19 protein-coding genes are annotated in these 22,061 nt (G+C 62.7%); 12 read left to right on the top strand and 7 right to left on the bottom strand.

The features are described from left to right. Positions 1–107 precede the first annotated feature (107 nt). From AAG793_RS10850 to AAG793_RS10835, 4 genes are read left to right on the top strand one after another with little or no spacing between them, the layout of a single operon-like run. Positions 108–2,252 carry a molybdopterin oxidoreductase family protein gene (locus tag AAG793_RS10850; protein ID WP_341908042.1) on the top strand — a complete coding sequence of 715 codons (2,145 nt, stop codon included), beginning with the start codon at positions 108–110 and terminating at the stop codon, positions 2,250–2,252. A 13-nt stretch (positions 2,253–2,265) separates the two neighbouring features. Beyond that, positions 2,266–3,471, top strand: a complete 1,206-nt coding sequence (locus tag AAG793_RS10845; RefSeq protein WP_341908039.1) for an aminopeptidase — start codon at positions 2,266–2,268, stop codon at positions 3,469–3,471. Continuing rightward, a complete protein-coding gene (locus tag AAG793_RS10840) occupies positions 3,464–3,799 on the top strand; it encodes a polyhydroxyalkanoic acid system family protein (RefSeq protein ID WP_341908036.1) in 336 nt (111 codons plus the stop codon). The genes AAG793_RS10845 and AAG793_RS10840 overlap by 8 nt, the downstream gene beginning before the upstream one ends. Before the next feature lie 6 nt (positions 3,800–3,805). Next, positions 3,806–5,029, top strand: a complete 1,224-nt coding sequence (locus tag AAG793_RS10835; RefSeq protein ID WP_341908033.1) for a CaiB/BaiF CoA-transferase family protein — start codon at positions 3,806–3,808, stop codon at positions 5,027–5,029. A gap of 38 nt (positions 5,030–5,067) precedes the next feature. Here AAG793_RS10835 and AAG793_RS10830 read toward each other — a convergent pair whose 3' ends face one another. Beyond that, positions 5,068–5,322 carry an acyl-CoA-binding protein gene (locus AAG793_RS10830; RefSeq protein WP_341908031.1) on the bottom strand — a complete coding sequence of 85 codons (255 nt, stop codon included), beginning with the start codon at positions 5,320–5,322 and terminating at the stop codon, positions 5,068–5,070. A 161-nt stretch (positions 5,323–5,483) separates the two neighbouring features. On the opposite strand from AAG793_RS10830, the gene AAG793_RS10825 reads away from it, so the two are divergent. Together AAG793_RS10825 and AAG793_RS10820 are read left to right on the top strand one after the other, a co-directional pair. After that, a complete protein-coding gene (locus AAG793_RS10825) occupies positions 5,484–7,061 on the top strand; it encodes a wax ester/triacylglycerol synthase family O-acyltransferase (protein ID WP_341908028.1) in 1,578 nt (525 codons plus the stop codon). Between the two features lie 60 nt (positions 7,062–7,121). Further along, complete coding sequence (locus AAG793_RS10820) at positions 7,122–7,721, top strand: DsbA family oxidoreductase (RefSeq protein WP_341908025.1); 600 nt, start codon at positions 7,122–7,124, stop codon at positions 7,719–7,721. Between the two features lie 51 nt (positions 7,722–7,772). On the opposite strand, the gene AAG793_RS10815 is transcribed toward AAG793_RS10820, so the two are convergent. Next, positions 7,773–8,540: a type III pantothenate kinase gene (locus AAG793_RS10815; RefSeq protein WP_341908022.1), complete on the bottom strand. Its 768-nt coding sequence runs from the start codon at positions 8,538–8,540 to the stop codon at positions 7,773–7,775. A gap of 96 nt (positions 8,541–8,636) precedes the next feature. Continuing rightward, a complete protein-coding gene (locus AAG793_RS10810; RefSeq protein WP_341908019.1) occupies positions 8,637–9,077 on the bottom strand; it encodes a rhodanese-like domain-containing protein in 441 nt (146 codons plus the stop codon). Between the two features lie 225 nt (positions 9,078–9,302). Between AAG793_RS10810 and AAG793_RS10805 the strand changes: the two genes are divergently transcribed. The 6 genes from AAG793_RS10805 (at position 9,303) to AAG793_RS10780 (ending at position 18,451) form a co-directional block, all read left to right on the top strand. After that, on the top strand, positions 9,303–10,256 hold the full coding sequence (locus AAG793_RS10805) for a PPK2 family polyphosphate kinase (protein ID WP_341908016.1): 954 nt from the start codon (positions 9,303–9,305) through the stop codon (positions 10,254–10,256). A gap of 183 nt (positions 10,257–10,439) precedes the next feature. Then, positions 10,440–11,570, top strand: coding sequence for a C4-dicarboxylate ABC transporter (locus AAG793_RS10800; protein WP_341908013.1), 1,131 nt, complete (start codon positions 10,440–10,442; stop codon positions 11,568–11,570). A 70-nt stretch (positions 11,571–11,640) separates the two neighbouring features. Beyond that, complete coding sequence (locus AAG793_RS10795) at positions 11,641–12,267, top strand: TRAP transporter small permease subunit (RefSeq protein WP_341908011.1); 627 nt, start codon at positions 11,641–11,643, stop codon at positions 12,265–12,267. Then, positions 12,264–14,228 carry a TRAP transporter large permease subunit gene (locus tag AAG793_RS10790; protein WP_341908008.1) on the top strand — a complete coding sequence of 655 codons (1,965 nt, stop codon included), beginning with the start codon at positions 12,264–12,266 and terminating at the stop codon, positions 14,226–14,228. The genes AAG793_RS10795 and AAG793_RS10790 overlap by 4 nt, the downstream gene beginning before the upstream one ends. A 221-nt stretch (positions 14,229–14,449) precedes the next feature. Continuing rightward, a complete protein-coding gene (gene icmF, locus AAG793_RS10785; protein ID WP_341908004.1) occupies positions 14,450–17,773 on the top strand; it encodes a fused isobutyryl-CoA mutase/GTPase IcmF in 3,324 nt (1,107 codons plus the stop codon). Positions 17,774–18,031: 258 nt separating this feature from the next. Further along, the gene (locus AAG793_RS10780; RefSeq protein WP_341908001.1) at positions 18,032–18,451 is read left to right on the top strand and encodes a hypothetical protein; all 420 of its coding nucleotides are present in this window, start codon (positions 18,032–18,034) and stop codon (positions 18,449–18,451) included. Between the two features lie 215 nt (positions 18,452–18,666). Here the strand turns inward: AAG793_RS10780 and AAG793_RS10775 are convergent, their stop codons facing one another. The 4 genes from AAG793_RS10775 to AAG793_RS10760 all read right to left on the bottom strand — a co-directional run bounded on the left by AAG793_RS10775 (position 18,667) and on the right by AAG793_RS10760 (position 21,860). Further along, complete coding sequence (locus tag AAG793_RS10775) at positions 18,667–19,404, bottom strand: amino acid ABC transporter ATP-binding protein (RefSeq protein WP_341907998.1); 738 nt, start codon at positions 19,402–19,404, stop codon at positions 18,667–18,669. A gap of 47 nt (positions 19,405–19,451) precedes the next feature. Next, entirely contained in the window at positions 19,452–20,138 is a 687-nt protein-coding gene (locus tag AAG793_RS10770; RefSeq protein WP_341907995.1) for an ABC transporter permease subunit, read from the bottom strand. A 1-nt stretch (position 20,139) separates the two neighbouring features. After that, a complete protein-coding gene (locus AAG793_RS10765) occupies positions 20,140–20,862 on the bottom strand; it encodes an amino acid ABC transporter permease (RefSeq protein ID WP_341907991.1) in 723 nt (240 codons plus the stop codon). A gap of 107 nt (positions 20,863–20,969) precedes the next feature. Then, positions 20,970–21,860: an amino acid ABC transporter substrate-binding protein gene (locus AAG793_RS10760; RefSeq protein WP_341907988.1), complete on the bottom strand. Its 891-nt coding sequence runs from the start codon at positions 21,858–21,860 to the stop codon at positions 20,970–20,972. Positions 21,861–22,061: the final 201 nt, after the last annotated feature.

The raw sequence follows: 22,061 nt of genomic DNA, 5'->3' as shown, positions 1-22,061 counted from the left end.
TGGCCTCGCGCAGGAAAATGCTTTTTGCACGTACGCTTCTTGTTGTCGTGGTCATCTTGCCTCCTTGCCGAGGACTGCCCGGCTGAAGGTCACTATAAATTTGAACCATGAGCAACACCATCCATCCCATCCACGTTGCCCCTATCGCTAACCCTGAGACCGTTGCCGTTCAGGGCACAGTCCAGGTGCGCGGCGCGTGCCCGCACGACTGCCCCGACACCTGCTCGCTGCTGACCACCGTCGAGAACGGCGTGGCCACGCGGGTGCAGGGCAACCCCGATCATCCGCAGACCGGTGGCGTGCTGTGCAACAAGGTCTCGCGCTACACCGAGCGCACCTACCACCCCGAGCGTCTGCTGCAACCCATGCGCCGCATTGGACCAAAAGGTCATGGGGGCAGCGGACAGTTCGAACCCGTGAGCTGGGACACGGCCCTGGCCGACATTGCCACGCGCCTGAAAGCGATCGCCGCGCGCAACCCCGAAGCCATCGTGCCCTACAGCTACGCCGGCACCATGGGCCAGGTGCAAAGCGAAAGCATGGCCGGCCGCTTCTTCAACCGGCTGGGCGCGTCCTTGCTGGACCGCACCATCTGCGCGGCGGCTGGCGGCGAGGGCATGACACAAACTCTGGGTGCCAAGGTGGGCATGCGGGTCGAGTTTTTTGCGGAGGCCAAACTCATCATCATCTGGGGCAGCAACTCGATTGGCAGCAACATGCATTTCTGGCGCTATGCGCAGCAGGCCAAGCGCGACGGCGCCAAGCTGGTCTGCATTGACCCGCGCAAAAGCGAAACAGCCGAAAAATGCCATGAACACATCGCGCTGCTGCCGGGCACCGACGCCGCGCTGGCCCTGGCGTTGATGCATGAACTCATCACCCACGACTGGCTGGACCACGACTACATCGCGCAGCACACGCTGGGCTGGGAGGCGCTGCGCGAGCGGGCCTTGCAATGGCCGCCAGAGCGTGCCGCACAGGTGTGCGGCATTCCAGTCGAACAGATCCAGCAACTGGCCCGCGACTACGGGCAATGTTTCGTCACCGGGCAGCCCGCCGCCATCCGGCTGAACTACGGCATGCAGCGGGTGCACGGCGGCGGCAATGCAGCGCGTGCCGTGGCCTGCCTGCCGGCACTGATTGGCGCCTGGCGCCACCATGCGGGCGGCGTGCTGCTTAGCACCTCCGGCCTCTTCCCGGTCGACAAGGCCGCGTTGCAGCGCCCTGAGCTGCTGGCAGGTCGCACACCCCGCACCATCAACATGAGCACCATCGGCAACGAGTTACTGAAGGACAGCTCTCCTGAGTTCGGCCCGAAGATCGAGGCGCTCATTGTCTATAACAGCAACCCGGTGGCAGTGGCACCCGAGTCCGGCAAGGTGGTGCAGGGCTTCGCGCGCGAAGATCTCTTCACAGTGGTGCTGGAACATTTCCAGACCGATACCGCCGACTACGCCGACTACCTGCTCCCCGCCACCACGCAGCTGGAGCACTGGGATGTGCACAGCGCCTACGGCCACACCGACGCGCTGCTCAACCGGCCCGCCATCGCACCGCTCGGCCAGGCCAAACCCAACACGCAGATCTTTCGCGAACTGGCCGCCCACATGGGCTTCACCGAGCCCTGCTTCGCCGATGACGATCTCACGCTGTGCCGTACGGTGTATGGCGACAAGGTGAACTTCCAGACCCTGCTGGACACAGGCTTCGCCACACTGGCCCTGCCCGATGCCCCGTACGCCAACGGCGGCTTTCCGACACCGTCCGGGCGCTGCGAGTTCTTCAGCCAGCGGCTGGCCGACATGGGCTTGGACGGCCTGCCCGACCATGTGCCCAACCACGAGCCCAGCGGCAGCTCCGAGGCCTATCCGCTGGCCATGATCTCGCCACCGGCGCGCAACTTCCTCAACTCCAGTTTTGTCAATGTCAAAAGCCTGCGCGACATCGAAGGCGAGCCGGTGCTGGAGATGCATGCCGACGACGCCGCTGCGCGGGGCATCACCTCAGGCGCGGTAGTCAAGGTGTTCAACCAGCGCGGTGAGTACCGGGTGAAGGCCGAAATCTCCTCGCGCGCGCGGCCCGGCGTGGTCAATGGCCTTGGTATCTGGTGGCGCAAGCTCGGGCTGGACGGCACCAACGTGAACCAGCTGACCAGCCAGCACCTGACCGATCTCGGCCGGGGCCCGGTGTTTTACGACTGCCTGGTGCAGGTGCAGCCGGACGCCAAAGCGTCGGTTCCCGCCACCGCCTGAGCGGCCAGAGCCCATGTGGATCGCCACCCTCCGCCGCACCCTGCTGACCAGTGGCGTCGGCGTGTTGCTGGCGGGTTGTACGGGCCCGGCCTATTACTGGCAATCGGTCAGTGGCCACCTGCAGATGCTGAATGCCGCCAAGCCAGTGGACGAGTGGCTGTCCGATACCAGCGCATCGGCCTCGCTCAAAACACGGCTGGCGCTGTCGCAGCGCATCCGAAGCTTTGCAGTGAGCGAGCTTTCCCTGCCCGACAACCCGAGCTACCGGCGCTACGCCGACCTGCGCCGCAGCGCGGTGGTCTGGAATGTGGTGGCGGCACCGGAGCTGTCGCTCAAGCTCAAGACCTGGTGCTTTCCGGTCACCGGCTGCGTGGGCTACCGCGGCTATTTCGACGAAGGCGAGGCGCGTGCGGAAGCCGCAAAGCTCAAAGCCGATGGCTTTGAAACCGCCGTATACGGTGTACCTGCCTACTCGACCCTCGGCTGGATGAACTGGGCCGGCGGCGACCCGTTACTCAACACCTTCATCAACTACCCGGAGGGCGAGCTGGCCCGACTGCTGTTCCACGAACTGGCGCACCAGGTGGTGTTTGCCTCGGGCGACACCACGTTCAACGAGTCGTTCGCCACGGCCGTCGAACGGCTGGGCGGCCAGCGTTGGCTGGACACCCATGCCAGCCCGGAGGCACGGCAGGCCTATGCGCAGTTCAACGGGCGCCGCCAGCAGTTCCGCGCGCTGGCGCAGCGCACACGGCAGGAGCTCAGGCAGATTTACGCAGAGCAAGACCGTGACCGTCCCGGCGACGAGGCCACCGATAGTGCCAAAGAGATCGCGCCCCGCCCTGTTTCAGCAGAGCAGAAAGCGGAGCGGTTGGCACTCAAGACGGCGGCCCTGGAGAAGTTCCGCCGTGAGTACGAAACGCTCAAAAACAACTGGGGCGGCTTCGCAGGCTACGACCCGTGGGTGCTGCAGGCCAACAACGCGTCCTTCGGTGTACAGGCCGCATACGATGAACTGGTGCCAGGCTTCGAAGCCCTGTTTGTGCAGCAGGGCCGGGACTGGCCACGGTTTTATGATGCGGTGAAACAGCTGGCGAAGCTGACCAAGGCAGAGCGGCACCGGGCCCTGAAGGCGCTGGCGTCTTCCGCCCCACCACCGCCTGCGGCGCAAACACACACCACAAACAACCCCCTTTTGCAGGAGACACCCCATGGCTGACATCCAGATCCGGCGTGAGCATTCGCTGGGCTTTGCCGAAGCGCGCAAGATTGCCTTCAAGTGGGCCGAGCAGGCCGAAGAGAAATTCGATATGGCCTGCACCTATGAAGAAGGCAAGGCGGAAGACCTGGTCAGCTTCACCCGCTCCGGTGTGAACGGCACGCTGGTCGTGACCGCCAGCAGCTTCCAGCTCGACGCGAAGCTGGGCTTTCTGCTCGGCGCCTTCAAGGACCGCATCGAGGAGGAGATCGTGAAAAACCTCGACAGCCTGCTGGCGAAGAAGCCGGCAGCGCGCAAAACAGCCGCCAAAAAGAAGACTGCGGATTGACGGTCCATGCCCGTGTCCTCCACCGCGTCATCCACCGCCAACGCCGGCCCGCTCGCTGGTCTCAAAGTCGTCGAGCTGGGCCAGCTGATCGCCGGGCCGTTCGCCGCCAAGACCCTGTCGGACTTTGGTGCAGACGTCATCAAGATTGAAGCGCCGGGTGCGGGCGACCCCTTGCGGCGCTGGCGCCTGCTGAAGGACGGCACCTCGGTGTGGTGGCAGGTGCAGTCACGCAACAAGCGCTCGGTCGCGCTCGACCTGCGGCAGCCCGATGCCCAGGACATCGTGCGCCAGCTGGCGTCGCAAGCCGATGTGCTGATTGAGAACTTCCGCCCTGGCGCCATGGAAGAGTGGGGACTGGGCCCCGAGGTGCTGCAGGCGCTGAACCCCCGGCTCGTCATGCTGCGCATCAGCGGCTACGGCCAGACCGGGCCGTACAAGGACCGGCCCGGCTTTGGCGTCGTGGCCGAGGCCATGAGCGGCCTGCGCCACCTCACCGGCGAACCAGGCCGTGTGCCGGTGCGCGTGGGCGTGAGCATTGGCGACACACTGGCCGCGCTGCACGGTGTGATCGGCATCCTGATGGCGCTGCACCACCGCAACCAGCACGGCGTGGGTCAGGTGATCGATGTGGCGCTGTATGAGGCGGTGTTCAACTGCATGGAAAGCCTGTTGCCTGAATACAGCGCTTTTGGCGCGGTGCGCGGCCCGGCTGGAAGCGCCCTGCCCGGCATTGCACCCACCAACGCCTACCGCTGCAGCGATGCCGGTTATGCACTCATTGCCGGCAATGGCGACAGCATTTTCAAACGCCTCATGCAGTGCATCGGCCGGCCTGATCTTGCCGCCGATGCGGGGCTGACAGACAACACGGGCCGCGTGGCGCGGGTCGCGGAACTCGACGAAGCCATTGGTCAGTGGGCAGCCACCCTGACCGTCGAGCAAGCGCTCGCGGCGCTTGCAAAAGCCGAAGTGCCCTCAGGCCGTATCTACACCGTGGCCGACATCGCGGCCGACCCGCACTATGCCGCACGCGGCATGCTGCAGACCGTGCAGATGCAGGACGGCAGCGAGCTGGCGGTACCCGGGTTCGTGCCCAAGCTGTCGCTCACGCCAGGCGGTCACCGCAGCAATGCACCCACGCTGGGGCAGGACACCGATGCCGTGCTTCGCGAGGTGGGCCTGAGCGAGGCTCAGATCGCAGCTCTGCGGCAGCGGGGTATCGTCGCGTGATGGCCTGAGCTCAGCCGCCAGTGCGCGGCCGGGACAAATCAGCTTAACGATTCAATCAGGTCAATGTACTGCTGCATGGCATCGTCCTTCGACGTGCCCTTGAGGCTGTTCCATGCATCCCACTTGGCGCGGGCCACCATGTCGCCAAAGCCGGGTTTCTTGTCGGCGTTGTCGCCGCTGCTGCCCTGTTTGTAGAGGGCATAGATTTTCAGCAGCGTGGCGTTGTCCGGGCGCTCGGACAGGTTTTTTGAATCGGCCATGGCTTTTTCAAAAGCGGCTTTCAGGTCGGACATGGAGGTCTCCGTCAGGAACAATCGGTGGTGGAAGAAGGGCTGTCGGTCGGCGGGTGAGCCGCACCAGACAACCCGGGTAACTGCCCGGTATCTTAGCCACCGCCTTCCCTGCAAAATAGGGAACTTACCCCATCCGGGGCCGATTTTCAGGGGAAGCGTTCATGGTCACACGTGTCGGGGCGGCGGTTGCCGGTCAGAAAGCCACCGTCGAAAAGACAACGAAGACAGCCCGCAAGGTGGCTGGCAAGGTGCAGAAGAACATCACCCGCGCGGTGTCTGGCACGCTGGGCCTGTCGGGCGAGCGCATGAGCAAGGTCGACACCGCCTGGCTGCGCATGGACAGCGCCGCCAACCTGATGATGATCGTCGGCGTGTGGCAGCTCGCCCCCGGCGTGAGCCACGCCGCCGTGTGCGAGCGCATTGAAAACAGTTTGCTCAAGTACGACCGCTTCCGCCAGCGCGTGATGGAAGACGCCGCCGGCGCCACCTGGGTCACCGACCGCAAGTTCGATCTGGCGCACCACATCGTGCCCATCACGCTGCCGCCCGCCGACAACCAGGAGCCCGCGCTGCAGGCCCGCGTGGCCGAGCTGGCCATGCAGCCGCTGGACCGCAGGCGACCACTGTGGCAAATCCACCTGATTGAGGATTACACCGGTCCCGATGGCGTGAAGGGCAGCGCGCTGATCGTGCGCATTCACCACTGCATCGCCGACGGTATTGCGCTGATCTCGGTCACCATGTCGCTGGTCGATGGCGGCACGCCGCCACCTGAGCGGCGTCGCAAGGCCGGCCTGAACGAAGCACCGGAAGACTGGATCACCGACACGCTGCTCAAGCCCTTCACCGACATCACCGTCAAGGCGCTGGGCGCGGTGGGCGAAAGCGCCGCGCGCTCGCTGGGCATGCTGGGTGACCCCGAGCGCCTGCAGCGCGGCATGGAAAAAGGCCTGGGGCGCTCGGTTGACGCCACCAAGGTGCTGCTGCAGCTGCTGTCCGATTCCGCCGCGCTGGCGCTGATGCCCGACGACTCCAAAACGCGCCTGAAGGGCCAGCCGGCGGGCATCAAAAAAGTGGCCTGGTGCCAGCCGATTCCGCTCGATGAGGTCAAGGCTGTCGGCAAGGCCCTGAACTGCTCGGTCAACGATGTGCTGCTCAGCTGTGTGGCCGGTGCGCTGGGCGAGTACCTGCAGTCCATGGGCGACGACGTCACCGGTCAGGAGATCCGCGCCATGGTGCCTGTGAACCTGCGGCCGCTGGACCAGGCTCACAAGCTGGGCAACCGCTTTGGTCTGGTGCCGTTGGTGCTGCCGATCGGCGTGGCGAATCCGATCGAGCGGGTGTACGAAGTGCGGCGCCGCATGATGGCACTCAAGGGCAGCTACCAGCCGCTGCTGGCCTTCAGCCTGCTGGCGGTGGCGGGCCTTTTGATCAAACCGGCACAGGACATGATGCTCAACCTGTTTGCCAAGAAAACCACGGCCGTGATGACCAATGTGCCGGGTCCGCGCGAGAAGCTCAAGTTCTGTGGATCCACGCTGGAGCAAAGCCTGTTCTGGGTGCCGCAGTCGGGCGATGTCGGGCTGGGCGTGTCCATCCTCAGCTACGGTGGCGGGGTGCAGTTCGGCGTCATCACCGACACCGCGCTGTGCCCTGAGCCGCAGCGCATCATTGACGAGTTCGTGCCCGAATTTGCCAAGCTGTCCATCGTCACGTTGATGCTGCCCTGGGGCGAGTGAGCGACAGTCCCCATCAACGCGGCCTTGTCGGCGCATCCTCTTTCCCTAGAAAGTTTTCAAGTGGTCAAGGTCCAGGTCTGGTCTGATTTTGTGTGTCCGTTCTGCATGATTGCCGAGCAACCGCTGCTGGAGGCCGTGGAGGCATTCGGCCAGCCGGTGGACATCGAGTGGATGCCCTTCGAGCTGCGGCCCTACCCGACGCCGACCTTGCGGCCGGAAGACAGCTACCTGCAAACGGTGTGGCCACAGTCGGTTTATCCCGTCGCTGAGCGGTTCGGGGTTCAGCTGCGTCTGCCCAGCGTGTCACCGCAGCCCTACACGGCCATGGCCTGGCAGGGTTACCAGTTCGCCCGCGCCGAGGGAAAGGGACATGTCTACAACGACGCGGTGCTGCGTGCGTTTTTTCAGGAAGACCGGGACATCGGGCGCGTGGACGTGCTGGTGGACATCGCACGCGAAGTGGGTCTCGATCCCGTGGGGTTTGAGGCGGCGCTGCGGGATGGGCGCTTCCGTGAAATCCACGAGCAGGCGCTGGCGATGGCCCGAGCACAGGGCGTGAGCGGCGTTCCTGCCTTTCGCATCGGCCCGCACTGGCTTCCGGGCGTGCAACCCGCCCGCACGCTGGAACTGGCACTTCGCAACGCCGCACAAACCAGCTGAGGCAACGCCAGCCCCTGCCGCAGCGAACGCGCCGGCATGTCAGCCGGCAGCTCAACCGGCGAAGCGCCGGAGCCCGATCTCCAGCAGGCCGTCAAAGATCAGGCTGTCCACCAGTTCGAACTTCACCGACATGCTGGGCGCCATTTTCCAGCCGGCACCGCCGGTCATGATGCACTCGGGCGCCTCGCCGCAATGGCGGGTGACGTTTTCCACCATGCGCTGCACCGCACCGGCAATCGCGAAGGTGCCGCCGCTGGTCAGCGCATCGCTGGTGTTGGTCGGGAAATCACAGACCTCGCCGGTGGGCACATGCAGGCCGGCGGTGCCTGATTCGAGCGCACGCAGCATGATGCCGTGGCCGGGCAGGATGATGCCGCCGAGGAACTTGCCGGACGCATCGATGGCCTCTACCGTCACGGCCGTGCCGACCATCACCACCACGCAGGGTTTGACCACACCGCGTGCCAGCAAGCGGTGCCGGGCGCCGATCATGGCCACCCAGCGGTCAGCGCCCAGCCGTGCCGGATGGTCGTAGCCGTTGGTGAGCCCCGCCTCCTGCGCACTGGAAACCACCCAGCGCGGCGCGACTTCCCACATTTCCATCTGCTCGGCCACGCGGCGCTTGATGGCGTCGCCTGCCACGATGCAGCCCAGAATGCGCGAAGGCGCGGGAATCTCGCGCCAGTTCTCTTCGGCCAGTTTGTCGATGTTTTCGAGGAACACGGCGCCGTGCGCCAGCAGCCGCGCACCCGGCGCGGGCGCTTCGTACTGCGCCCACTTCAGGCGCGTGTTCCCCACGTCAAGAGCCAGAAAAGTCATTGCGATGGATTATGAGCAGATTTGCAGCAGCGTCTGCCGCCCGCTGCGTCGGGATTTCTCAAGGTTTTCCAGTACGCGGGCACGAACGACTTTGCATCAGCCCTGCCGCCACGGCAGACCTGCGCGGCGCCAGCCACCGAGCTGCCCGCGGTGACCCTCGGCGTCCGGGTCGCCCTCAAAGCCTTCGAGGATGTTGTAGGCCTCCAGCCCCAGCTCGGTCGCACGCTTGGCGGCAGCCACCGAACGCACCCCGCTGCGGCACAGCAGCACGACTTTCTTGCCCGCAGGCACCGCCGCCTTCAGCGCAGCGTCGAACGAGGGGTTCATCGCCATGCCCGGCCACTGCTTCCACACCACCGACACCGCACCGGGTACAAAGCCCACCCATTCGCGTTCGGCATCGGTGCGCACATCGACCAGCACCGCGTCGCCCGAGCTCATCCACTGGTGGGCCATCGCGGGCGGAATGTCGCCGGCATAACCGGCTGCAGGCTGAACCGCCATCGCAGTGGGCAACGCCGCAGGGGGGGTGGACATGGGGCTGTTCATCGCAGGGCCTCTCTGGTCGTGGTTTGCTGGTGCCGGGCCGGTGTCGGGCCAGGCGAAGTTCAGGGCCGCACAGTGTAGTCCTGACCATGGCCTGTCGGTAATGCAAACCCGCGATAGCGCGATCACAGCCAGCCATGCAGAATGGTCGCTCACGCCCAGGCAGTCATCCTGGACCACCGAGCCTGCCGAACATCACCCCCGCGAGGTCAGCCCATGCCATCCTCCCCCGCCGCCCGATCCGCCAGGACTTCAGGGAAATCCTCCACGAAATCCCCCACAAAAGCCCCCAAGAAAACATCTGCCAAGGCGCCAGTCAAGGGCTCCGCATCGCCAGGCAAGGCGGGTGAAGTCACTGCCAAACAGCTCGCACCCTGGCAGCCCACCATCCAGAAGCCCTGCAAACTCGCGAGGCTCGACCCGGCTGCCAAACCGTTCTCGAGCGGCGACAAGGCCGCTGACAAAGTGGCCATTGACGCACTGGCGGCAGAACTCGACGAGCTGCAGAACCTCTTTTATGCCGACAGGCGCTTCAAGCTGCTGGTGGTCTTGCAGGGCACCGACACCTCGGGCAAGGACGGCACGCTGCGCGGCGTATTCAGTCGCATCAGCCCGCTCGGTGTGCACACGGCGGCGTGGAAAGCGCCCACCGAAAACGAGCGCGCCCACGATTTCCTCTGGCGCATTCACCAGCAGGTGCCGGGCGCCGGCGAGCTGATGCTGTTCAACCGCAGCCATTACGAAGACGTGCTGGTGCCGGCAGTGAACGGCTGGATCACGCCGGCACAAACAGCGCAGCGATTCGCGCACATCAACGACTTCGAGCGCATGCTGACGGACACCGGCACCATCATCCTCAAGTTCATGCTGCACATCAGCTTTGAGGAGCAGCGCCAGCGCCTGCAGGAGCGGCTGGACGACCCCACCAAGCACTGGAAATTCAGCCTCGGTGACCTGGAGGTGCGCAAGCAATGGTCCGACTACCAGAAGGCCTATGAAAACCTGCTCAACGCGACCAGCACGCCCTGGGCCCCGTGGACGGTGGTGCCCGCCGACTCCAAAACCCACCGCAACCTGATGATCGCCACTTTGGTGCGCGACACGCTCAAGGCGTTGCCGCTGCGCTACCCGCCCGGAGACAGCGCCTTGCAGAGCTTGCAGGTGACCTGAGCGCACCGCCCGCGTGCGGCAACCTTGCGTGCCGTGCCTTTGCAGATTACCCACTGGAGGCATGCATCACTTTCAACCGATTCCCACGTAATGCACAGTGGCTTTGTTGGTGGAAACCCTCTTGGTCATTAGAGCGCCTTGCCCAATGATCTGGAGGTTGTTTTTTTACACAGGAGACTGGTGATGACCGAGAGCAAAAATACCCGTAGACGCAGCCTTTTGAAGGGTGCAGCTGTTGCCGCTGGCGCCATGACGGCACCGATGGTCGCCAAGGCCCAGGCCGGCCCGATCACGATGCGCTGGCAGAGCACCTGGCCCGCCAAGGACATCTTCCACGAGTACGCCACCGACTACGCCAAGAAGGTCAACGACATGACCGGCGGCGACCTGAAGATCGAAGTGCTGCCTGCTGGCGCAGTGGTGCCTGCTTTCGGCCTGTTCGAAGCCGTGTCCAAAGGCACGCTCGACGGCGGCCACGGCGTGCTCGGTTATCACTACGGCAAGCAGAACGCGCTGGCCCTGTGGAACTCTGGCCCCGCCTTCGGCATGGACGCCAACATGGTGCTGGCATGGCACAAGTACGGCGGTGGCGCTGAGCTGCTGTCCAAGCTGTACGCCTCCATCGGCGGCAACGTGCAGTCTTTTCTGTATGGCCCGATGTCCACCCAGCCACTGGGCTGGTTCAAGAAGCCCATCACCAAGTCGTCTGACTTCAAAGGCCTGAAATTCCGTACCAACGGTCTGGCCATTGACCTGTTCACCGCCATGGGCGCAGCTGTGAATGCACTGCCCGGTGGCGAGATTGTTCCGGCCATGGACCGCGGCCTGCTGGATGGCGCCGAGTTCAACAACGCCACCTCTGACCGTATCCTCGGCTTCCCTGATGTGTCCAAGGTCTGCATGCTGCAGAGCTACCACCAGTGCGCCGAGACCTTCGAGATCATGTTCAACAAGACCAAGTACGACGCGCTGCCAGCCAAGATGAAGGCCGTGATCGCTGGTGCCACCGAGGCTGCATCGGCCGATATGTCCTGGAAAGCCATCGACCGCTACTCCAAGGATTACATCGAGCTTCAGACCAAGGACAAGGTCCGCTTCTACAAGACGCCTGACGCGATCCTGCAGGACCAGCTCAAGATCTGGGACGACATCCTGGTCAAGAAATCTGCAGAGAACCCACTGTTCAAGGAAATCGTCGCCTCGCAGCGCGCGTTTGCCGAGCGTGCTGTCAAGTGGGATCAGGACACCAACGTGAGCCGCCGTATGGCCGTGGGCCACTTCTTCGGCGGGAAGGCCGCACCCAAGAAAGCCTGATTCTTAGGTAGATAATAATCAGCCACCCGGATTTTGTCCGGGTGGCTGATTTCTTTTATGTAGGCAAAAAATGCAACAGCTCCTTCTCACCATCGACAAAATAAGCACATGGGTGGGCCAAGTCTTCGCCTGGCTCATCGTGGCACTGACACTCCTGATTTCGTGGGAAGTTTTCTCGCGCTACATTCTCGACAACCCGCACCCGTGGGCCTTTGACGTGATGAGCATGCTGTATGGCACGATGTTCATGATGGCCGGCGCTTACACGTTGTCCAAAAACGGGCACGTCCGCGGCGACGTGCTGTACGGCTTCTTCCCGCCCCGCCTGCAGGCCGGGCTGGATCTGGCGCTCTACATCCTGTTCTTCATTCCCGGCGTCGTGGCGCTGGCATGGGCCGGCTACAACTTTGCCGCCGAGTCATGGGCCATCAACGAACACTCCAACATCACCGCTGACGGGCCGCCGGTGTACCCGTTCAAGACCATCATCCCGATTGCTGGCGCCATTTTGCTGGCCCAGGGTCTGGTGGAAATCGTGCGTTGCATCGTCTGCCTGAAGCAGGGTGAATGGCCCTCGAGAGGCGACGACGTGGAAGAGGTCGATGTCGAAAAACTCAAGGAAATGGTTCACGTGAAAGACGAAGATATTGCGAAGCTGGACGCATTGGTGGTCAAACCGAACGGGGCCCACAAATGAGAAAAGAAGTCTGGTTTGGCCTGACCATCATGGCAGGCGTGGTGTTGGCGGCGTTCATTCTGCTGCCATCGCCTTCCGAAATGACCAACGGCCACCTGGGCCTGTTGATGCTGGCACTGGTGGTGGTAGCCATCATGCTGGGTTTCCCGACCGCCTTCACCCTGATGGGCATGGGCATGGTCTTCGCCTGGATTGCCTACCGAAGTCAGAACCCGGACCTGGCCGTGCAACAAACGCTGGACCTGATGGTGCAGCGAACGTATTCAGTCATGTCCAACGACGTGCTGATCTCGATTCCACTGTTCGTGTTCATGGGTTACCTGATTGAACGCGCCAACCTGATCGAAAAGCTCTTCAAGAGCATGCACCTGGCGTCGGCCAGGCTGCCCGGCTCGCTGGCTGTTGCGACCATCGTCACTTGCGCCATCTTTGCCACGGCGACCGGTATCGTCGGCGCCGTGGTCACGCTGATGGGTCTGCTGGCACTGCCCGCGATGCTGCGCGCCGGTTACAGCGTGCAGTTGTCTGCCGGTGCCATCACGGCAGGGGGTTGCCTGGGTATCCTGATCCCGCCTTCGGTGATGCTGATTGTTTATGGCGCCACTGCAGGCGTCTCCGTCGTCAAGCTCTACGCTGGCGCGTTCTTCCCCGGCATCATGCTGGCCACGTTGTACATCTTGTACGTCATCGTGCTGGCCAAGTGGAAGCCCCACATGGCACCGCCAATGTCGGCCGAGGACCGCAAGGTACCACTGCCGCCGTTCGCTGATGTGGTTTCCGCCAACATCAGCAACAAGGTGCTGCCCGGACTGATTGGCGCCATCAAGGGCAAGCGCAACGCCGATGTGCCGATGCGCGACCTCATCAACCACCTGATAGTGGCCTTGCTGCCAGCGTTGGCCGTGATTGTCCTCATGAGCTTCATCTACCTCAAGGTGACAGCGCCTGTGATCGAGGAACAACTCGACGGCGTGGTGGCGATGGGCGGTTCATCTTTCGACTCCGCCGAAGAGAGCAGCAGCCTGGCTGAACCGGAAGAAGGTGGCCTGCAGCCTCCTCCCGAAGAAGGCGGTCTGCAGCCTCCGCCTGCAGAAGTCGGCGCGGCAGCCCAAGCACCCGCCGCCGCACCCGAAGCAGCAGCGCCCCCAGCCGTTGCAGCGGTGGCAGAGCCTTCCGCACCCGCGACCCCGGCTCCAGCCGAGCGTGTGCCGGCACCGATGACGTTCTGGATTGCGCTTGCCAGCTGCGCGGTGGCTTTGTCGCTGTTCTACGCCTACTTCAACTTCGTCAGGCTGGAAATCTTCAAGATGCTGCTGGGGTCTTTCTTCCCGTTGGCGATCATGATTCTGGCGGTGCTGGGCACCATTGTGTTTGGTATTGCCACGCCAACTGAGGCAGCCGCCATGGGCTCGATGGGCGGTTTGCTGCTCGCAGCGGCGTACCGGCGCCTGAATATGACGGTGATGAAGGAGTCGGTCTACCTCACCGCCAAGACCAGCGCCATGGTGTGCTGGCTGTTTGTGGGCTCCAGCATTTTCTCGGCGGCATTTGCGTTACTGGGCGGCCAGGAGCTGATCAACCAGTGGGTGTTGTCCATGGACCTGACGCCGCTGCAGTTCATGATCATGGCGCAGGTGATCATTTTCCTGCTGGGCTGGCCACTGGAATGGACCGAGATCATCGTGATCTTCATGCCCATCTTCATCCCGCTGCTGCCGCACTTCAACATCGATCCGCTGTTCTTCGGCCTGCTCGTGGCTCTGAACCTGCAGACGGCCTTCCTGAGCCCTCCAGTGGCGATGGCAGCGTTCTACCTGAAGGGCGTGAGCCCGCCGCACGTCACCTTGGGCCAGATCTTCTCTGGCATGCTGCCCTTCATGGCGATTCAGGTGGTGGCAATCATCCTGCTGTACGTATTCCCGGCCATTGGCATGTGGCTACCGAGTGTGCTGTACAAATAACAGGTAGCACACGGGCCTGGCCCACTACCCCAAGGGCGCTTCGGCGCCCTTTTTTCTTGCCAAAACACGGGGGGCGGATAGAATTGACGTTTACGTAAACGTAAAGACTGGTATCCACCAGTATCCCGTTTGAATAGCGGCAACCGCACACCGTGGGCGACACGCGCCCAGCCGAGCGCGGTCAGCCTGCCTGCCGCCCGCACCAGTGACCCGGAGACACCATGACCGACCTGTCCGCAGAGTACCAAGCCCTCGCCAACTACCGGCCCAAGCACAAGGTGCGCTTTGTCACCGCCGCCAGCCTGTTTGACGGCCACGATGCCGCCATCAACATCATGCGGCGCATCCTGCAGGGCATGGGCGCCGAGGTCATTCACCTCGGCCACAACCGCAGCGTGGACGAAGTGGTCACCGCCGCGCTACAGGAAGACGTACAGGGCATTGCCATCAGTTCCTATCAGGGCGGGCATGTGGAGTATTTCAAGTACATGGTCGACCTGCTCAAGGCCCGTGGCGGCGAACACATCCAGGTGTTTGGTGGCGGCGGCGGCGTGATCGTGCCACCGGAAATCCGCGAGCTGCATGCCTATGGCGTCACGCGCATCTACAGCCCTGAAGACGGCCAGAAAATGGGTCTGGCCGGGATGATCGGCGAGATGGTGATGCGCTGCGACAAGGACCTCACCGGCTACGCGCCCAAAAGCATCAACGCGATTGAAGGCCACAGCGAGGCGGCGTGGCGCGCGCTGGCACAGTTCATCAGCGCGCTTGAGAATGGAAAAGCGGACGCCAAAACCGTAGAGGCCCTGCGCGCTGCCGCCGCCAGCCACAAGACACCGGTGCTGGGCATCACCGGCACGGGCGGTGCGGGCAAGTCATCGCTTACCGATGAACTCATTCGCCGCCTGCGGCTGGACCAGAACGACCAGCTGCGCATTGCGGTGATCAGCATTGATCCTTCGCGCCGGAAAAGCGGCGGTGCGCTGCTGGGCGACCGCATCCGAATGAATGCCATCAGTCCTTGGGCAGGGACCTCCGCGCCAGACACAGGGGCTCGCGTTTTCATGCGGTCGCTCGCCACGCGCGACTTCGGCAGCGAAATCTCGGCGGCACTTCCCGACGTGATCGCCGCCTGCAAGGTCGCCGGCTTTGACCTCATCGTGGTCGAGACCTCCGGCATCGGCCAGGGAGACGCCGCCATCGTGCCGCATGTCGATGTACCGCTGTATGTGATGACGCCCGAATTCGGCGCTGCCAGCCAGCTCGAGAAAATCGACATGCTGGATTTCGCCGAGTTCATCGCCATCAACAAGTTCGACCGCAAGGGCTCGCTCGACGCGCTGCGCGATGTCTCCAAGCAGGTGCAGCGCAACAAGGAAGCCTGGACCACCCCCGCCGACCAGATGCCGGTGTTCGGCACCATGGCCGCGCGCTTCAACGACGACGGCGTGACGGCGCTCTACCAGGCGCTCAAGCCCCGGCTGGCTGCCCTGGGCCTGAAGCTGTCAGATGGCGTGTTGCCGGCCGTAGCGGTGCGCCACAGCACCAACCAGACCCCAGTGGTGCCGCCCGCCCGCACCCGCTACCTGGCGGAGATCGCCGACACCGTGCGCGCCTACAAGAAGCGGGCCCGCGCGCAGGCGCAACTGGCCCGCGAAATCCAGCAGCTGCAGGCCTCGGCTGCCATGCTGAAGATCGGCAAGCCCCAGCGCGCACCTGCCGCCGAGGCGGTGCTCGACCTGGCAGGCCAGCGCAAGGCCCTGCTGGACGCCGATGCACGCAAGCTGCTGGGTCAGTGGCCCGAGATGCAGCAGGCCTACAGCGGCGAAGAGTACGTGGTGAAAATCCGCGACAAGGAAATCCGCACCGCACTGGTCACCAAGTCGCTGTCAGGCACGCCGATCCGCAAAGTCAGTCTGCCGACTTATGAAGATCATGGCGAGATTCTCAAGTGGTTGATGCTGGACAACGTGCCCGGTAGCTACCCCTACACCGCTGGCACCTTCGCCTTCAAGCGCGAGGGCGAAGACCCGACGCGTATGTTTGCCGGCGAAGGCGATCCCTTCCGCACCAACCGCCGCTTCAAGCTGCTCAGCGAGGGCATGGCGGCCAAGCGCCTGTCCACCGCCTTCGACTCGGTCACGCTCTACGGCAACGACCCGGCGGTGCGGCCCGACATCTACGGCAAGGTCGGCAACAGCGGCGTGAGCATTGCCACGCTCGACGACATGAAGGTGCTGTACGACGGCTTTGACCTGTGCAACCCGAGCACCTCGGTATCGATGACCATCAACGGCCCGGCGCCCAGCATCCTGGCGATGTTCATGAACACCGCCATCGACCAGAACCTGGAGAAGTTCAAGGCCCCTCCTCCCCTTGGAAACGGCCGCGAACCCACCGACACCGAAGCCGCCAAGATCCGCGAATGGGTGCTGGCCAATGTGCGCGGCACGGTGCAGGCCGACATCCTGAAGGAAGACCAGGGCCAGAACACCTGCATCTTCTCGACCGAGTTCAGCCTGAAGGTGATGGGCGACATCGCCCAGTACTTCGTTCACCACAACGTGCGCAACTTTTACTCGGTCTCCATCAGCGGCTATCACATCGCCGAGGCAGGAGCCAACCCGATCAGCCAGTTGGCCTTCACGCTTTCCAACGGCTTCACGTTTGTCGAGGCCTATCTGGCGCGCGGCATGCACATCGACGATTTCGCACCCAACCTGAGCTTCTTCTTCAGCAACGGCATGGACCCGGAATACACCGTGATGGGTCGCGTGGCGCGCCGCATCTGGGCGGTGGCGATGAAGGAAAAGTATGGCGCCAACGAACGCAGCCAGAAGCTCAAGTACCACATCCAGACCAGCGGACGCAGCCTGCACGCGCAGGAAATCCAGTTCAACGACATCCGTACCACGCTGCAGGCACTGATCGCGATTTACGACAACTGCAACAGCCTGCACACCAACGCATTTGACGAAGCCATCACCACCCCCACCGAAGAATCGGTGCGCCGCGCGATGGCGATCCAGCTCATCATCAACCGCGAATGGGGTCTGGCCAAGAACGAGAATCCCTCACAGGGCGCCTTCATCATCGAAGAGCTGACCGAGCTGCTGGAAGAAGCGGTACTCAGCGAGTTCGAGCGCATCGCCGAGCGCGGCGGCGTGCTGGGTGCGATGGAGACGGGCTACCAGCGTGGCCGCATCCAGGACGAGTCGATGCACTACGAGATGCTCAAGCACACCGGCGAGCTGCCCATCATCGGTGTCAACACCTTCCGCAACCCGCATGGCGACGCTGTGCAGGACAAGCTGGAACTGGCCCGCTCCACCGAAGAGGAAAAGCAGAGTCAGCTGCAGCGCCTGGCCGACTTCCACGCCCGCCATGCCAGCGAGTCACCCGCGATGCTCAAACGCCTGCAACAGGCCGTGATCGAAAACCACAATGTGTTCGAGGTGCTGATGGACGCGGTCCGCGTCTGCTCGCTCGGCCAGATAACCACCGCGCTGTTTGAGGTGGGCGGCCAATACCGGCGGAACATGTAAAGGGCGCTGTTACGAGTTTGCTTCGCATCGTGGGCTTTTCGAATTGATATGGCCTACTGGCAGGCCCACTCTAGACCTGCCCGTCGCTCACCATCGCGGCGCATGCGCTGCGGTAATAACCTTCACACGATTTGGCATTGGTCATGCGGGCCAGTGAACGCTACATTCCCGAACTGATGGTGACCGGTGGAGTCGGCACAAGCCCAAAGGGGCGGCTGCAACGACCACAACAACGATTCATGCTCAGGGAAATCACGAGTGAAACAACTCTTCAGTTGGCTGACCAGCTCCCGCGGCTTCGACTCCACCGAGTTTCCACCCCTGGTCGACGAAGACCTGATCACCTACGACTGGGCCTGCATCATTGAGCGCAGCCTGGAGCGGCTGGGTATCGCCGAAGACAGTGTCGCAATCGAAATCAGGGTCACTGGCTACCTGCCCAAAGGCCTGCCCTGCTATTCCGGCTTCATCAAGATCATGCGCTGGATGCCACAGGTGACGCCCATCCTTCTGCTCAACCTGCCCCTGATCGACGACCGCATCCGCAAGGACATTCAGGCACTCGACCAGAGCAAGCAGGCCCACTTTGCAGGGCTGTGGATTCATGCCTCCGCCCACATGCGGGACGCACCGCCGGCGTTCATGCGGCCGCAGTCATCACCGGTCTCCGCACTCTGAATCAAGGACATGCGCGAGAAGGTGTTTGCAGGGCAGACTATCCACCAACTGGTTTCCGTCGCAGCCGGGAAATCAGAGATCATCCACTGGCCAGCGGTCACGCCACCGCCTGAGCCGACTAAAGCAGCTGGCAAGAAGTAACCACTGACCCATAAAAAAAGCCCTCGAGAAGAGGGCTTTTTCACGATGCTGAAAAGTTTCAGCGACGGGCACTTTCAGTGTTGCAGGATCTTGTTGAGGAAGTCCTTGGTGCGCGCCTGACGGTTCTCGGGGTGGCTGAAAAACTCGTCCTTGGAGCAGTCTTCCAGAATGCGGCCGCCCACGTCCATGAAAATCACGCGGCTGCCGACTTTGCGGGCAAAGCCCATCTCGTGCGTGACCACCATCATGGTCATGCCTTCCACGGCCAGGCCCATCATGCAGTCGAGCACCTCGCCCACCATTTCGGGGTCAAGCGCAGAGGTGGGCTCGTCGAACAGCATGGCAATCGGGTCCATGCTGAGGGCGCGGGCGATCGCCACACGCTGCTGCTGGCCGCCCGAGAGCTGGCCGGGGAACTTGTCCTTGTGTGCCATGAGGCCCACGCGGTCGAGGTACTTGAGGCCATGGGTCTTGGCTTCATCGATGCTGCGGCCGAGCACCTTGACCTGGGCCAGGGTGAGGTTCTCGGTCACGCTGAGGTGGGGAAACAGCTCGAAGTTCTGGAACACCATGCCCACGCGTGAGCGCAGCTTGGGTAGATCGGTTTTCGGGTCGTGAACGGCCTGGCCGTCGACGAAGATCTTGCCTTTCTGGAAGGGCTCCAGCGCATTGATGGTCTTGATGAGGGTGGACTTGCCGGACCCGGAAGGTCCGCACACCACGACCACTTCGCCCTTCTTGATGCTGGTGGTGCAGTCGTTGAGCACCTGCACCTCGCCGTACCATTTGGAAACTTCTTGCAACTCAATCATGTTCTTCTCCAGTGTGCCCTGATGACCTGTACGCAGTGGGGGCGGTCTTAACGAATGATGGCGATCTTGCTGTTCAGACGCTTGACCATGTAGGACAGGCTGTAGCAGATCACGAAATAGACAACGGCGGCCAGCAAGTAGGCCTCTTCAGGGCGCCCGTAGATCTTGCCTGCGGTGCTGAAACCCTTGAGGAGGTCATAGGCGCCGATTGCATAGACCAGCGAGGTGTCCTGGAACAGGATGATGGTCTGCGTGAGCAGGATGGGCACCATGTTCCGGAAGGCCTGCGGCAGGATGATCAGCCGCATGTTCTGCGAGTACGTCATGCCCAGAGCGCGGCCGGCATTGACCTGTCCGCGCGAGATGGACTGGATACCGGCACGCATGATTTCGCTGAAGTAGGCAGCCTCAAATGCAATGAAGGTGATGATGGCCGAGATTTCCGCGCGGTAGTTGCTGCCACCCGGAATCATGTTGTAGAAGCTGGCTGGCACCAGCAGGAAGAACCACAGGATCACCATGACCAGCGGCACCGAGCGCATGCCATTGACGTAGATGGTGGCGGGCACGGCCAGGAAGGCCTTGCCCGACAGGCGCATCAACGCGAGGATGGTGCCGAAAATGATGCCGCCAATGGTGGCAATCACGGTGAGCTGCACGCTGAAGATGAAGCCCTTGATGACGAACTTGGAGATGATCTCCCAGTTCACGAAGCTCAGGTCGAGTCCGAACATGTCAGTGCCCTCCGCCTGTGGCGCCTGCCACTACAAAACCCGGAATGCGCACGCGCTTCTCGACAAAGGCCATCACGCGGTTCACGATGAACGCGGACAGCGCATAGGCAGCCGTCACGGCCAGATAAATCTCGATGCCGCGCGAGGTCTCTTCCTGGGCCTGCATGGCGAACATGGTCAGCTCTGCGATGGATACCGCAAAAGCCACGGAAGAGTTCTTGAGCAGGTTCATCGACTCGCTGGTGAGCGGCGGAATGATGATGCGGAAAGCCATCGGCAGGATGACGTAACGGTAGGTCTGCAGGGTCGTGAAGCCCATGGCCATGCCGGCGTAGCGCTGGCCACGCGGCAGCGCCTGCACGCCCGCCCTTACCTGCTCGGCGATCCGTGCTGATGTGAAAAATCCGAGAGCGAAAACCACCAGCACGAAGCTGGGCAGGTCTTTCATGGCCGGAATGATTTTGGGAATGACGAAATACCAGATGAAGATCTGGACCAGCAGGGGGATGTTGCGGAACAGCTCCACCCATATGTTTCCGAGGCGAACCAGCACAGGGCTGTTGGGCAGCGTGCGAACGGTGCCGACCAGTGCCCCCATCACCATGGCCACAACCCATGAGGCGCCGGCAACAGCCAGGGTCCAGCCCCACGCGTCAAACATCCACTGGAGGTAAGTGCGCCCTCCACCGTCGTCAGTTAGAAATACCTGCCAATCCCACGTCATTTCGGCTCCAGCAAAGGGTTGTGTTGTCTGTTGTTGTTTTAAGCGACAGTAAACGAGAAACCCCGCCAGGGCAATCAGCCTGGCGGGGTTATTGACTCAATGCCGGTTTACTTCTTGGCGTAGGCTTCCATCGGATTGTCGTTTGGATTGTCCCAGGCGGCCTTGGTACTGGCGCTCAGGGCCAGGCCCACGCGGGTGTTCTTCGGAGGAATTGGCTCCAGGAACCACTTGTTCCACAGCTTGTTCATGTCGCCGGACTTGATCATGGCCTTGACGGTGTCATCAGCCAAACGCTTGAGCAGCGGGTCGTCCTTGCGGATCATGATGGCGATGGGTTCCACGCTCAGCACTTCGCCAACGATGCGGAAGTCAGCCGGGTTCTTGGCAGTGGCGATGTTGCCAGCCAGAATGGAGCCGTCCATCACGAAAGCATCAGCGCGGCCGGACTCGAGCAGCAGGAAGCTGTCAGAGTGGTCTTTGCCGAAGACTTCCTTGAAGTCGATACCGGTGGCGCGCTCGTTCTTGCGCAGGGTCTGCACAGAGGTGGTGCCGGTGGTGGTGGCGACGTTCTTGCCGTTCAGCTGGGCGATGGACGTGATGCCCGAGTTGGCCTTGACTGCAATGCGGACTTCTTCAACGAAGGTGGTCACGACGAAAGCCACGTCTTTCTGACGGGTGGCGTTGTTGGTGGTGGAGCCGCACTCGATGTCCACAGTGCCGTTCTGCACGAGGGGAATGCGGTTCTGCGAGGTCACGGGCTGGTATTTGATTTCCAGCTTGCGCTCGGCTGCCTTCTCCAGATTGGCCAGGATACGCTGGCAGATCTCGACGTGGTAGCCGGTGTACTTGCCATCACCCAGGGTGTAGGACAGGGCACCGGACGAATCACGCACGCCCATGGTGACCACGCCAGAGGCCTTGACCTTGGCGAGAGTGTCGGCAAAAGCGCCGCCGGTGGCGAGCAGAGCGATAGACAGAGCGACTAGCTTGAGTTTCATGGAACTTCCTTTGATGAATGAAACGGTTGACGAAATATTTTAGGGATTTGCCAATGGTGCAGGACGCAGGTTTACCCGTGTCAGACAACCACCGGTATCACTTGGCGGGAAACTCGGCATGACTTCAACACGCCGGGCGATACCGCGAGCGGGTCTCGCTTCTGGTGCGCGCAGGGCGCAATCGGCGGGGCAGAACATCAC

The organism is Polaromonas sp. YR568 (assembly GCF_943372955.1).
In the GTDB taxonomy this organism is placed as follows: Bacteria; Pseudomonadota; Gammaproteobacteria; order Burkholderiales; family Burkholderiaceae_C; genus Polaromonas.
The sequence above is the reverse complement of the archived record's forward strand: the minus strand, read 5'-3'. Positions and strand labels throughout refer to the sequence as shown.

What these genes read in the sequence shown, in the direction of transcription:
- AAG793_RS10835 (WP_341908033.1), top strand. Translation starts at nt 3,806, where the DNA reads ATGCCCGTGTCCTCCACCGCGTCATCCACCGCCAACGCCGGCCCGCTC.
- AAG793_RS10770 (WP_341907995.1), bottom strand. Translation starts at nt 20,138, where the DNA reads ATGTTCGGACTCGACCTGAGCTTCGTGAACTGGGAGATCATCTCCAAG.
- AAG793_RS10810 (WP_341908019.1), bottom strand. Translation starts at nt 9,077, where the DNA reads ATGTCCACCCCCCCTGCGGCGTTGCCCACTGCGATGGCGGTTCAGCCT.
- AAG793_RS10805 (WP_341908016.1), top strand. Translation starts at nt 9,303, where the DNA reads ATGCCATCCTCCCCCGCCGCCCGATCCGCCAGGACTTCAGGGAAATCC.
- AAG793_RS10795 (WP_341908011.1), top strand. Translation starts at nt 11,641, where the DNA reads ATGCAACAGCTCCTTCTCACCATCGACAAAATAAGCACATGGGTGGGC.
- AAG793_RS10830 (WP_341908031.1), bottom strand. Translation starts at nt 5,322, where the DNA reads ATGTCCGACCTGAAAGCCGCTTTTGAAAAAGCCATGGCCGATTCAAAA.
- AAG793_RS10815 (WP_341908022.1), bottom strand. Translation starts at nt 8,540, where the DNA reads ATGACTTTTCTGGCTCTTGACGTGGGGAACACGCGCCTGAAGTGGGCG.
- icmF (WP_341908004.1), top strand. Translation starts at nt 14,450, where the DNA reads ATGACCGACCTGTCCGCAGAGTACCAAGCCCTCGCCAACTACCGGCCC.
- AAG793_RS10790 (WP_341908008.1), top strand. Translation starts at nt 12,264, where the DNA reads ATGAGAAAAGAAGTCTGGTTTGGCCTGACCATCATGGCAGGCGTGGTG.
- AAG793_RS10840 (WP_341908036.1), top strand. Translation starts at nt 3,464, where the DNA reads ATGGCTGACATCCAGATCCGGCGTGAGCATTCGCTGGGCTTTGCCGAA.
- AAG793_RS10845 (WP_341908039.1), top strand. Translation starts at nt 2,266, where the DNA reads ATGTGGATCGCCACCCTCCGCCGCACCCTGCTGACCAGTGGCGTCGGC.
- AAG793_RS10760 (WP_341907988.1), bottom strand. Translation starts at nt 21,860, where the DNA reads ATGAAACTCAAGCTAGTCGCTCTGTCTATCGCTCTGCTCGCCACCGGC.
- AAG793_RS10850 (WP_341908042.1), top strand. Translation starts at nt 108, where the DNA reads ATGAGCAACACCATCCATCCCATCCACGTTGCCCCTATCGCTAACCCT.
- AAG793_RS10765 (WP_341907991.1), bottom strand. Translation starts at nt 20,862, where the DNA reads ATGACGTGGGATTGGCAGGTATTTCTAACTGACGACGGTGGAGGGCGC.
- AAG793_RS10775 (WP_341907998.1), bottom strand. Translation starts at nt 19,404, where the DNA reads ATGATTGAGTTGCAAGAAGTTTCCAAATGGTACGGCGAGGTGCAGGTG.
- AAG793_RS10800 (WP_341908013.1), top strand. Translation starts at nt 10,440, where the DNA reads ATGACCGAGAGCAAAAATACCCGTAGACGCAGCCTTTTGAAGGGTGCA.
- AAG793_RS10825 (WP_341908028.1), top strand. Translation starts at nt 5,484, where the DNA reads ATGGTCACACGTGTCGGGGCGGCGGTTGCCGGTCAGAAAGCCACCGTC.